Genomic DNA, 11,266 nt, shown 5'->3' with positions numbered 1-11,266 from the left:
GATGGCCCGCCCGATCGATCTCGACGCGTATGTCAAGGGCGTGCTCGACGGGAAGCGGGCGGCCGTCGCCCGCGCCATCACCCTCGTCGAGTCCACCCGGGCCGACCACCGGGCCCTCGCCCAGCGCATGCTGACCGAGCTGCTGCCGCACGCCGGCGCCGCCCGCCGGATCGGCATCACCGGCGTGCCCGGCGTCGGCAAGTCCACCTTCATCGACGCCCTCGGCACGATGCTCACCGGCCTCGGCCACCGCGTCGCCGTCCTCGCCGTCGACCCGTCCTCCAGCCGCACCGGCGGCAGCATCCTGGGCGACAAGACCCGCATGGAACGGCTCGCCACCGACCCGGCCGCCTTCGTGCGCCCCTCGCCCACCGCCGGGACGCTCGGCGGCGTGGCCAGGGCCACCCGCGAGACCATCGTGGTGATGGAGGCCGCCGGATACGACGTGGTGCTGGTGGAGACCGTCGGCGTCGGCCAGTCCGAGACGGCCGTCGCCGGCATGGTCGACACCTTCCTCCTCCTGACCCTCGCCCGCACCGGGGACCAGCTCCAGGGCATCAAGAAGGGCGTGCTGGAACTCGCCGACCTCGTCGCCGTGAACAAGGCGGACGGACCCCACGAACGCGACGCCAAGGCGGCCGCCCGCGAACTGGCGGGCGCGCTGCGCCTGATGCAGTCGCCGGACGCCGCCTGGAACCCTCCCGTCCTGACCTGCAGCGCCCGCGAGAACACCGGGCTCGATGTCCTGTGGGAGCGCGTGGAACAGCACCGCCGGGTGCTCGAGGCCACCGGCCAGCTCGCCTCGCGGCGCCGCGAGCAGCAGGTCGACTGGACCTGGACCATGGTCCGCGAACAGCTGCTTGCCGACCTGCGCGGCCACCCCGAGGTGCGCCGACTGGCCCCCGGCCTCGAAGAGCGGGTGCGCGAGGGCACTCTGACGGCGAGCCTGGCCGCCGAGCGCCTGCTGGAGGCCTTCCGCGCGCAGAGCTGACCGGTCACCGACGCCGCGGTACGTGGCGGCCTCGCGCCCATGACATCCTGAGCCGTCAGAGTTCTGCCGGGGCGGGATCGGCGGATGTCCGGGATTCGAGGATGATGCAGCAGATGAGACTCTGCTTCCTGGTGGAGGAGCAGTACCGGTACGACGGCATGCCGGTGGACGTGATCCGGCAACTGACCGCCTGGGGGCACCGGGTGGACGTGCTGCGGCCGGGCGGTCGGCTGATGCGGCTCTCCGAGGCGGTACGCGCCGGACAGCACGACGCGTGGGTGCTCAAGACGGTCTCCGGCGGTCCCGGCCTGACCCTGCTGGAGGGCGCGGCGGCCGTGGGGCTGACCACGGTCAACGACGCCCGTTCCATACGCGGCGTGCGCGACAAGGCACTGGCCGCGGTGATCGCCGAATCCCGCGGTCTTCCCGTGCCCCGCACCTACGCGGCCATGCGCGCCGAGGAGTTCGCCGCCCTGCCCGCGAGCGCCTTCCCCCTGGTCGTCAAGCCGGCCGACGGCAGCTCGGGGCGCGCGGTGCGGCTCGTACCGGACCCGGAGCGGCTGACGGCCCCCGGGGAGCGGCCCGCGGGCGACGGCATGCTGATAGCCCAGCCCTACATACCCAACTCGGGCGTCGATTTGAAGGTGTACTGCGTCGACGGTGAGCTGTACGCCACCGAGCGGCGCAGCCCCCTGCACCCCGACCAGCCGGTCCGCGAACGGCATGTGCCGCTGTCGGCCGAGGTCGCGGGCATCGCGGCCGAGGTCGGCGCGGTCTACGGCCTCGACCTGTACGGGGTGGACGTCGTCTTCGGCCCCGACGGCCCGGTGGTCGTCGACGTCAACGACTTCCCCAGCTTCCGGCAGGTGCCCGACGCGGTGGCCAAGGTGGCGTGGGCGATCCTGCGCCTGGCCGGAGCGGACCGGACGGACCCGGCCCCGCACGCGATGCTGGCCGCGCGGGCCCCGGGCGCCGGTGGTCGCCCGTGAGGATCTGCCTGCTGACGCCCACACCGGACCATCCGCTGCTGGCCGCGACGACGGCCCTGCTGACGCCCCGCCACGAGGTCGAATGGCTCGACCCGGCGGCCACGGACGGCTTCCCGGACCCGGGCGGCCTCGCCGACGTCTATCTGCTCAAGACCCGCACCCCGCGCGCCCTGGCCCTCGCCCGCTTCCTCGAGGAGCACGGCGCGCCCGTGCTGAACTCGGCCGCGTCCACCGGGCTCTGCCAGGACCGCACCGTCATGGCCGAGGTCGCGCTGCGCGCCGGGCTGCCGTTCGTGCCCACCCGCACCGAGCCCTCGCTCCGGCGGCTCGAGGCGGCCGGGGAGCCCGCCCACCCGGTGGTGGTCAAGAGCCGCCACAGCCGCCGCCACGACCTGGTGGCCCGCGTCGACGACGCCGCGCGGCTGCGTGAGCTCGCCGAGCGGTGGCCGGACGAGCCGGTGGTCGTTCAGCCCTTCACGCCCAACAGCGGCTGGGACCACAAGCTGTGGGTGATCGGTGACGAGATCTTCGCCGGGCTCCGCCGCTCCGAACTGGCCGTCGGCGGCCCGGACAAGCGGACCCGCACCCTCGCGCCCGAGGAGCTCCCGGCGGGGTGGCCGGAGGTCGTGCGGCGCGTGGGGGAGGTGTTCGCGCTGGACGTCTACGGGGTCGACCTGCTCGACGCGGGTGGCGGTGCGCCCGTCATCGTCGACATCAACGCCTTCCCCGGCATCCGGGGGCAGGCCGGCGCCCCCGAGGCGCTGGCGGCGCTGGCCCTGCGCACGGCGGCGGGCGGCGGGCGGCCGCGGGTGCCGGTGGGTTCGTCACACGGTCGCTGACACGTTCGCCGACATGTTCGCCGACACGGTCGTTCGAAAAAACTGGGCCGCGGCTCTCGCTGTCACGCCGGTACGGACCGATACTGCGGACGCTCCGTCGTTCGTCCGCGGTACCGGAGGTCACCGGCATGCTTCACGGCATCGATGTCAGCAGCCACAACAGCGAGAGCTACCCCCTCGAGGGGTTCGACTTCGTCATCGTCAAGGTGACGGAGGGGACGTCGTACACCAACCCCAAGTGGGTGGTGCAGCGCGACCGGGCCCGGCGGGCGGGCCTGGTCCTCGGCTACTACCACTACGTCACGCCCGGTTCGATGTCCGCGCAGGGCAACTACTTCCTCGGGAAAATCGCCTTACGCGAGGGCGACATCCTCGCCCTCGACTGGGAGCACCCCGACGTCTACGGCCGCGACAAGGACCGCTGGCTCGCCCACGTCCAGGCACAGGCGCCCGGCCATAAGGTGATCCTCTACTGCAACCGCGACTTCTGGTTCAACCGGGACACGACGGACAACCCCGGTGACGGCCTGTGGATCGCCGACCCCGAGCGCCCCGCCGGGCAGCCGGCCGTACAGCACCCGTGGACCTTCCACCAGTACAGCTGGGCCGGGGGCCTGGACCGCAACGTGGCCCGCTTCGCCGACCGCGCCGCACTGCGCGCGTGGGCGGCCGGCGGACGACAGGAGGAGCCGGGGTAGGAGCCGGGGTAGGTTCGTTCACCCCACCATTCCGAGCACCGGAAGCAGACCCTCCGGCCGTTCCTCGACCGGCAGGTGCTCCACCAGGCGCACCGCGCACCCGATCCGGCCGGCACCCGCGTCCGCGTGTGCGCTGTCGCCGACCATGAGCACGTCCGCCGGCGGCAGCCCGATCGCCTCGCACGCCGTCCGGAACAGCCGCGGGTCCGGCTTCTGCACCCGGTGCTCGTACGACAGGACGTAGGCGTCCACCAGCTCGTACAGGCCGTGCTCACGGAAGACCGGACGCAGGTCCCAGCCGATGTTGCTCACCACGGCGGTGCGTACGCCACGCCGCCGCAGCTCGCTCAGGACCCCGGGGGCGTCGGGGTACGGCCGCCAGGCCGCGGGCTCCATGTGGCGCGCGTAGAGGGCGTCGTGGAGGCGGGGATCCGGCAGGTCGACCCGACGGCTGAGGCCGGTGTAGGCGGCGCGGTGCTCCTCGGGGCTGAGGTCGCGCTGCTGCCACAGGCCCGCCAGAGGCGGCGGGACCTGCCGGGGGCCGCGCCCGCCGGGCTGGGCACCGGCGTCCTCCAGCAGGCCGGCCAGGCGTGCGGTCTCGTCCTCGCCGAGGACGAGACCGAGCCGGCTCGCGGCGGCGCTCAGCCAGGAGCCGGCGGGCTCTGTGCGGAACAGCGTTCCGGAGAAGTCGAAGAGAACCCCTTTGCTCATGGGGGCACTCTGCCACCCGAAGGGCACGTACGTCGCCCGCATACGCGAACGTCCCCGCCGGCCGGAGCCGGCGGGGACGCGGTGCCCGAAGGCGCGGGGGTCAGCCCTTGCGGGACTTGACCTCCTCGGTGAGCTGCGGGACGACCTCGAAGAGGTTGCCGACGACGCCGTAGTCGACGAGGTCGAAGATCGGGGCCTCGGCGTCCTTGTTGATGGCGACGATCGTCTTCGACGTCTGCATGCCGGCCCGGTGCTGGATGGCGCCGGAGATGCCCGCGGCGATGTACAGCTGCGGGGAGACCGACTTGCCGGTCTGGCCGACCTGGTTGGTGTGCGGGTACCAGCCGGCGTCGACGGCGGCGCGGGAGGCGCCGACGGCCGCGCCGAGGGAGTCGGCGAGGGCCTCGACGATCGCGAAGTTCTCGGCGCCGTTGACGCCGCGGCCGCCGGAGACCACGATCGCGGCCTCGGTCAGCTCGGGGCGGCCGGTGGACTCGCGCGCGGTGCGCGAGACGACCTTGGTGCCGGTGGACTTCTCGCCGAAGGAGACGGCCAGCTGCTCGACCGCGCCGGCGGCCGGGGCGGCCTCGGGGGCGGCGGAGTTGGGCTTGACGGTGATGACCGGCGTGCCCTTGGTGACGCGGGACTTGGTGGAGTACGAGGCCGCGAAGACGGACTGCGTGGCCACCGGGCCCTCGTCGCCGGCCTCGAGGTCGACGGCGTCGGTGATGATGCCGGAGCCGATGCGCACCGCCAGGCGGGCCGCGATCTCCTTGCCCTCCGCGGAGGAGGGGACGAGCACGGCGGCCGGGGAGACGGCGTGGTACGCGGCCTCCAGCGCGTCCACCTTCGGTACGACGAGGTAGTCGGCGAACTCGGCGGCGTCGGCGGTGAGCACCTTGACCGCGCCGTACTCGGCCAGCGTCGCGGCGGCGGTGTCCGCGCCGGCACCCAGGTGCACGGCGACGGGCTCGCCGATGCGGCGGGCGAGGGTCAGCAGCTCGAGGGTGGGCTTGCGGACGGCACCGTCCACGTGGTCGACGTAGACGAGGACTTCAGCCATGGATCTGCTCTCCTGCGGGAATTGCGAGGGCGGTTGAGATGCGTTGGGGCGTCAGGGGTTCGGTCCGAGCGGAGGCTCAGATGAACTTCTGGCCCGCGAGGAACTCGGCGAGCTGCTTGCCGCCCTCGCCCTCGTCCTTGACGACCGTGCCCGCGGTGCGGGCCGGGCGCTCCGTGGCCTCGTCGACCGTGGTCCAGGCGCCGTCGAGGCCGACCTCCTCCGCCTCGATGCCGAGGTCGGACAGGTCCAGGGACTGCACCGGCTTCTTCTTGGCGGCCATGATGCCCTTGAAGGACGGGTAGCGCGCCTCGCCCGACTGGTCGGTGACGGAGACGACGGCCGGGAGGGAGGCCTCCAGCTGCTCGCTGGCGGCGTCGCCGTCGCGGCGGCCGGTCACCTTGCCGTCCTCGACCTTGACCTCGGACAGCAGCGTCACCTGCGGCACGCCCAGGCGCTCGGCGAGCATCGCCGGGACGACGCCCATGCCGCCGTCGGTGGAGGCCATGCCGGAGATCACCAGGTCGTAGCCGACGTGCTCGAGGGCCTTGGCCAGCACCAGCGAGGTGCCCAGCGCGTCGGTGCCGTGCAGGTCGTCGTCCTCGACGTGGACGGCCTTGTCGGCGCCCATGGACAGCGCCTTGCGCAGGGCGTCCTTGGCGTCCTCGGGGCCCACGGTCAGCACGGTGATCTCCGCGTCGTCCGCCTCCTCGGCAATCTGCAGCGCCTGCTCGACCGCGTACTCGTCGAGCTCCGAGAGCAGGCCGTCCACGTCGTCACGGTCGACGGTCAGGTCCTCGGCGAAGTGCCGGTCGCCGGTGGCGTCGGGCACGTACTTCACAGTGACAACGATCCTCAAGCTCACGCCGGCTCTCCTACTGCATCGTCTCTATCAAAGCTGCCTTGGCAGGCAGCATAGGCGCCTTGTGGGGGCGGACCCCGGCGGGTGCGGGCTTCGCCCCCGACCGGGATGTTACTGGCCAGTACATCGGGGGTGTCCGCCGAGCGCAAGGCCGGTCGACTGTGATCTGCCCAACGCGGGCGCGCGAATGCGGCGGAGCGTCAGACGGCCGCGCCCAGCGCCGCGATCACATCGGCCCTTCGAGGCTGCCCGGCGGCACGGCGCACCACACGCCCGGCCGCGTCGAGGACGAGCGTGGTGGGCGTCGCGCTCACCCCGAGGGCCCGGACGAGCTCCAGATGCGCCTCCGCGTCGACCTCGACGTGCACGACGCCGTCGACCATCGCCGCGACCTCGGCCAGGACGCGCCGGGTCGCCCGGCAGGGCTGGCAGAAGGCGCTGGAGAACTGCACGAGCGTGGCGCGCCGCCCCAGTTCCGCGCCGATGTCGGCGGCGCTCAGCCGCACCGCTTCCCCGTCCTGCCCCAGCACGCCCGTCCCTTTCCGCACCTGTCCGGTTTTCGGGTGCAGCGCCCGCGGCGGCGGGGAAATTTCCCGACGTGATGAGGATCTCCCGGCCGCCGGGGCGTCCTGGCTGGCCCGCGAGCGGGGCATTCAGGCACGATCTGGCGAAAGCCGGAACCCTACGGCCGCGTAACCCACGCGTTTCCGCTTCATGAACACCCTCGGCCCGGACGAACCGGGCCGGACGACGCAGCCGGGAGCACCCTCCCCAGGCCCGCCCGGAAGGATCTTCCCGCATGGCAGAGCTCGTGTACCCGCCGGTGATCGGTTTCGCCCACACCATGTTCAAGGCGCAGGGCCTGCGCTTCGACGTCGAAGGGACCGAGCACATACCGCGGCGCGGCGGGGCGGTCCTGGTGAGCAACCACATCGGCTACCTCGACTTCGTCTTCTGCGGCCTGGCGGCCCGGCCCGCCAAGCGCCTGGTGCGCTTCATGGCGAAGGAGTCGGTCTTCCGCCACAAGGTCTCCGGGCCGCTGATGCGGGCGATGAAGCACATCCCCGTCGACCGCTCGGCCGGCCTGGACGCGTACAAGCACGCGCTGTCCGCCCTGCGCTCGGGCGAGGTCATCGGCGTCTTCCCGGAGGCGACGATCTCCACCTCGTTCACGCTGAAGAACTTCAAGTCCGGCGCGGCCCGGCTGGCGCAGGAGGCCGGTGTCCCGCTGGTGCCGATGGCGCTGTGGGGGACGCAGCGGCTGTGGACCAAGGGACAGAAGCGCAACCTGGGCCGCCGGCACATCCCCGTCTCGATCCGGGTGGGCGAGCCCATCACGGCCGACCGGGACGAGGCGGCCGACACCATCACCGAGCGGGTCCGCACCCGGGTGCAGGACCTGCTCGAGGCGGCGCAGCGCTCCTATCCCGTGCGGTCCGAGGGCCCGGCCGACAGTTGGTGGATCCCCGCCCACCTCGGCGGCACGGCGCCCACCCCGGACCGGGCAGCGGCCACGGACCGCCGCTAGCGGTCCGGCCGTCGACGCCCGAGCGTGAACGCCCGAGCCCCCTGCCGCACGCGGTGCGACAGGGGGCTCGGCCGTTTTCGTCGGCTAGCGCTTGGCCATCTCCTCGGCGACCGCCGCGGTGAACGCGTCGACGTCGTCCTCCGTAGTGTCGAAGGAACACATCCAGCGGACGTCGCCGGCCGCCTCGTCCCAGAAGTAGAAGCGGTAGCGCTTCTGCAGGCGCTCGCTCACATCGTGCGGAAGCCGGGCGAAGACGGCGTTGGACTGCACCGGGTGCAGCACCTCGACGCCCTCCACGCCCCGGACGCCCTCCGCCAGCCGGGCCGCCATGGCGTTGGCGTGCGACGCGCTGCGCAGCCAGAGGTCGCCCGACAGCAGGGCCTCGAACTGGACGGACACGAAGCGCATCTTCGAGGCGAGCTGCATCGACATCTTGCGCAGGTGCTTCATGGCCCGCACCGCGTCCGGGTTGAGGACGACGACGCACTCGCCGAAGACCATCCCGTTCTTGGTGCCGCCGAAGGAGAGCAGGTCCACGCCGGCGTCGGTGGTGAACGCCCGCAGGGGCAGGCCGAGGGTGGCCGCCGCGTTGGCGATGCGCGAGCCGTCGAGGTGGACCTTCATGCCCCGCTCGTGGGCGTGGTCGCAGATCTCGCGGATCTCCTCGGGCGTGTAGCAGGTGCCCAGTTCGGTGGTCTGCGTGATCGAGACGACCTGCGGCTGTGCGCGGTGCTCGTCGTCCCAGCCGAACGCCTCGCGGTCGATCAGCTCAGGGGTGAGCTTGCCGTGCTCGGTCGGCACGTGCAGCAGCTTCAGGCCGCCGACGCGCTCGGGCGCCCCGCACTCGTCGACGTTGATGTGCGCGGAGGAGGCGCAGATGACCGCGCCCCACCGTTCGGTCGCCGACTGCAGGGCGACGACGTTGGCGCCCGTGCCGTTGAAGACCGGGAAGGCCTCGGCGGTCGGCCCGAAGTGGCCGCGCATCACGTCCTGGAGGTGGGCGGTGTAGTCGTCCTCTCCGTAGGCGACCTGGTGGCCGCCGTTGGCGACGGCCAGCGCCGCCAGGATCTCGGGGTGCGCCCCCGCGTAGTTGTCGCTGGCGAAGCCGCGCACCGCCGGGTCATGGCGGCGTATCGCGTCGGTCGCCGCCGACGGGGTGTCGTTCACGGTTGCGGGGTGAGCCACAGACGGGTTCCGTTCACTTCCTGGGCGGGCTTCTCCCAGACGCCGGCGATGGCCTCGGCCAGGTCCTTGGCGTCCGTGAAGCCCGCGAACTTCGCGTTCGGTCGTTCGGCGCGCATCGCGTCGTGCACCAGCGCCTTGATCACCAGAATGGTGGCGGCGGCCGGCGGGGCGTCCTCGCCCCCCGCCTTGCGGAAGGAGTCGGCGAGCGCGAGGGTCCACGCCTCGGCGGCGGCCTTGGAGGCGGCGTAGGCGGCGTTGCCCGCGGTGGGCTTGCTGGCGCCGGCGGCGCTGACCAGCACGTACCGGCCGTTGCCGCTGCGGGCCAGGGGGCCCTCGAAGGCCAGCGAGGTGTGCTGGACGGTACGGATGAGCAGCTTCTCCAGCAGCTCCCAGTCGGCCAGGTCGGTCTCGGCGAAGGTCGCCGAGCCGCGCCAGCCGCCGACCAGGTGGACCAGGCCGTCGATGCGGCCGAATTCCTTCTCGGTACGGTCCGCCCAGGCGCGGGCGGCGTCCAGGTCCAGCAGGTCCACGGTGTCGCCGGTGACGGTGGCGCCGCCGTGGGCGTAGCGGGCGGCGTCCACGGCCTCGGCGAGGCGTGCCGCGTCCGCGTCGGAGGCGACCACGGTCGCCCCGGCCTCCGCCAGCCGCAGCAGTGCCGCCCGGCCGGCGGGGCCCGCGGCTCCCGCCACCGCCACGACGGCGCCCTCCAGCTGGCCGTTGCCGTTCGTCGGGGTGCTCATGGTCGTCGCCTCCGTCTCCTGCTCGCTCACGCCGCCACCTGTGCCATGTCCGCCGCGGTGATCCCCTCGGTGGAGACGATCACGCCGCGCAGCTTCTTGGCAAGGGCCTCATAGAACATGCTGAGCGGGAACTCGTCCGCGAGCACGTCATCCACGAGTTTGCGCGGCGGCAACGAGAGGTCGAGGGCCTCGGGGCCCTTGGCCCACTTGGATCCCGGGTGCGGGGAGAGGTAGGACGAGACGAGGTCGTAGGCGGCGAACCAGTGGACGAGCTTGGGGCGGTCGATGCCGTCGCGGTAGAGCTTCTCGATCTCGCCGCACAGCTGGTTGGTGACCTGCGGGGCGCGCTCCCAGTCGATGTGCAGGGTGTTGTCCGTCCAGCGTACGACGTCGTGCTTGTGCAGGTACGCGAAGAGCAGCTGGCCGCCGAGGCCGTCGTAGTTGCGGACCCGCTCGCCGGTGATGGGGAAGCGGAACATCCGGTCGAACAGAATGGCGAACTGGACGTCGCGGGCCTGGGCGTAACCGTCGGCCTCGAGCTTGACGGACTCCTTGAAGGCCGTGAGGTCGCAGCGCAGCTCCTCCAGCCCGTACATCCAGAACGGCTGCCGCTGCTTGATCATGAACGGGTCGAACGGCAGGTCGCCGTGGCTGTGGGTGCGGTCGTGGACCATGTCCCACAGGACGAAGGCCTGCTGGCAGCGCTCCTGGTCGCCGAGCATCTCGGTGATGTCGGCCGGCAGGTCCACGCGCAGCGTCTCGACGGCGGCCTCGGTGATGCGGCGGAAGCGGGCGGCCTCGCGGTCGCAGAAGATGCCGCCCCAGGTGAAGCGCTCGGGGGCCTCGCGGACCGCGATGGTCTCGGGGAAGAGGACGGCCGAGTTGGTGTCGTAGCCGGCCGTGAAGTCCTCGAAGGTGATGCCGAGGAAGAGCGGGTTGTCGTAGCGGGTGCGCTCCAGCTCCGCCAGCCACTCCGGCCACACCACGCGCAGGACGACGGCCTCGAGGTTGCGGTCGGGGTTGCCGTTCTGCGTGTACATCGGGAAGACGACCAGGTGCTGCAGGCCGTCGGCGCGCTGCGCGGCGGGCTGGAAGGCCAGCAGGGAGTCGAGGAAGTCCGGCACGCCGAAGCCGGTGTCGGCCCAGCGGCGCAGGTCGGCGACGAGCGCGCCGTGGTACGCGGCGTCGTGCGGCAGGAGCGGCGAGAGCCGCTCGATCGCGGCTATGACCGTGCCGAACTCGGCCCGGACGGCCTCACCCGGCGGCGCGCCCTCGGCCTCGAGGTCGATGGAACCGTCCGCGGACTGCCAGGGCCGGATAGTCTCCACGGCGGCCTTGAGCTCGGCCCAGGCCGGGTGATCCACTACGCGATCCACAGACAAAATGTCGGATTTTGCTGCGGTCGACGCAATAATTTCCGTCACGACTACCCCTCCTCGGGAGAACCTGGCGTTAAGACACCGTATCCATGCGAGGTTCTTCGGCTCAAGAGGTTGAGCAACAAATTATTCTGCCGACCCCCCGGTCGTGCCGCTGTTTTTCCTGTCGAACTCCGCCGTCCAGGGGACAGCAGTGAGCATCCGCCGCCGGCAGCACAGCAGCACCACAGGTGTCACCATCGAGTTCCGGCCACCCCGCGCCGAGCGCGCGGTGTTCATGAACC

At 72.2% G+C, this 11,266-nt stretch carries 12 protein-coding genes; 5 read left to right on the top strand and 7 right to left on the bottom strand.

Going from position 1 to position 11,266, the window contains the following annotated elements; translation table 11 throughout:
* Position 1 precedes the first annotated feature (1 nt).
* From meaB to ACIG36_RS13595, 4 genes are all read left to right on the top strand, one after another.
* Positions 2-991 carry a methylmalonyl Co-A mutase-associated GTPase MeaB gene (meaB, locus tag ACIG36_RS13610; protein WP_399926323.1) on the top strand — a complete coding sequence of 330 codons (990 nt, stop codon included), beginning with the start codon at positions 2-4 and terminating at the stop codon, positions 989-991.
* A gap of 113 nt (positions 992-1,104) precedes the next feature.
* On the top strand, positions 1,105-1,980 hold the full coding sequence (locus ACIG36_RS13605) for a RimK family alpha-L-glutamate ligase (RefSeq protein WP_399926321.1): 876 nt from the start codon (positions 1,105-1,107) through the stop codon (positions 1,978-1,980).
* The gene (locus ACIG36_RS13600; RefSeq protein ID WP_399926319.1) at positions 1,977-2,819 is read left to right on the top strand and encodes a RimK family alpha-L-glutamate ligase; all 843 of its coding nucleotides are present in this window, start codon (positions 1,977-1,979) and stop codon (positions 2,817-2,819) included. Before ACIG36_RS13605 ends, ACIG36_RS13600 begins: the two co-directional genes overlap by 4 nt.
* Positions 2,820-2,947: 128 nt before the next feature.
* Positions 2,948-3,517, top strand: a complete 570-nt coding sequence (locus ACIG36_RS13595; RefSeq protein ID WP_399926317.1) for a glycoside hydrolase family 25 protein — start codon at positions 2,948-2,950, stop codon at positions 3,515-3,517.
* A gap of 18 nt (positions 3,518-3,535) precedes the next feature.
* Here the strand turns inward: ACIG36_RS13595 and ACIG36_RS13590 are convergent, their stop codons facing one another.
* From ACIG36_RS13590 to ACIG36_RS13575, 4 genes are all read right to left on the bottom strand, one after another.
* On the bottom strand, positions 3,536-4,228 hold the full coding sequence (locus ACIG36_RS13590; RefSeq protein WP_399926315.1) for an HAD family hydrolase: 693 nt from the start codon (positions 4,226-4,228) through the stop codon (positions 3,536-3,538).
* A 100-nt stretch (positions 4,229-4,328) separates the two neighbouring features.
* A complete protein-coding gene (locus ACIG36_RS13585) occupies positions 4,329-5,291 on the bottom strand; it encodes an electron transfer flavoprotein subunit alpha/FixB family protein (protein ID WP_399926313.1) in 963 nt (320 codons plus the stop codon).
* A gap of 76 nt (positions 5,292-5,367) precedes the next feature.
* A complete protein-coding gene (locus ACIG36_RS13580; protein WP_399926311.1) occupies positions 5,368-6,153 on the bottom strand; it encodes an electron transfer flavoprotein subunit beta/FixA family protein in 786 nt (261 codons plus the stop codon).
* Positions 6,154-6,350: 197 nt separating this feature from the next.
* Positions 6,351-6,677, bottom strand: coding sequence for a TlpA family protein disulfide reductase (locus ACIG36_RS13575; RefSeq protein ID WP_399926472.1), 327 nt, complete (start codon positions 6,675-6,677; stop codon positions 6,351-6,353).
* 272 nt (positions 6,678-6,949) lie between these two features.
* On the opposite strand from ACIG36_RS13575, the gene ACIG36_RS13570 reads away from it, so the two are divergent.
* Positions 6,950-7,678 (top strand): lysophospholipid acyltransferase family protein, encoded by a 729-nt coding sequence (locus tag ACIG36_RS13570; protein ID WP_399926309.1) that lies wholly within the window; start codon positions 6,950-6,952, stop codon positions 7,676-7,678.
* An 84-nt stretch (positions 7,679-7,762) separates the two neighbouring features.
* Here the strand turns inward: ACIG36_RS13570 and ACIG36_RS13565 are convergent, their stop codons facing one another.
* The 3 genes from ACIG36_RS13565 to ACIG36_RS13555 are packed head-to-tail and all read right to left on the bottom strand — an operon-like array spanning position 7,763 to position 11,027.
* Positions 7,763-8,863: a threonine aldolase family protein gene (locus ACIG36_RS13565; RefSeq protein WP_399926307.1), complete on the bottom strand. Its 1,101-nt coding sequence runs from the start codon at positions 8,861-8,863 to the stop codon at positions 7,763-7,765.
* Positions 8,842-9,603: an SDR family NAD(P)-dependent oxidoreductase gene (locus ACIG36_RS13560; RefSeq protein WP_399926470.1), complete on the bottom strand. Its 762-nt coding sequence runs from the start codon at positions 9,601-9,603 to the stop codon at positions 8,842-8,844. Before ACIG36_RS13560 ends, ACIG36_RS13565 begins: the two co-directional genes overlap by 22 nt.
* Before the next feature lie 26 nt (positions 9,604-9,629).
* Complete coding sequence (locus tag ACIG36_RS13555; RefSeq protein ID WP_399926305.1) at positions 9,630-11,027, bottom strand: DUF6421 family protein; 1,398 nt, start codon at positions 11,025-11,027, stop codon at positions 9,630-9,632.
* Positions 11,028-11,266 lie beyond the last annotated feature (239 nt).

Source organism: Streptomyces sp. NPDC053048 (assembly GCF_044547045.1).
Lineage (GTDB): Bacteria > Actinomycetota > Actinomycetes > Streptomycetales > Streptomycetaceae > Streptomyces.
This window is presented reverse-complemented; position numbering and strand designations above follow the sequence as displayed.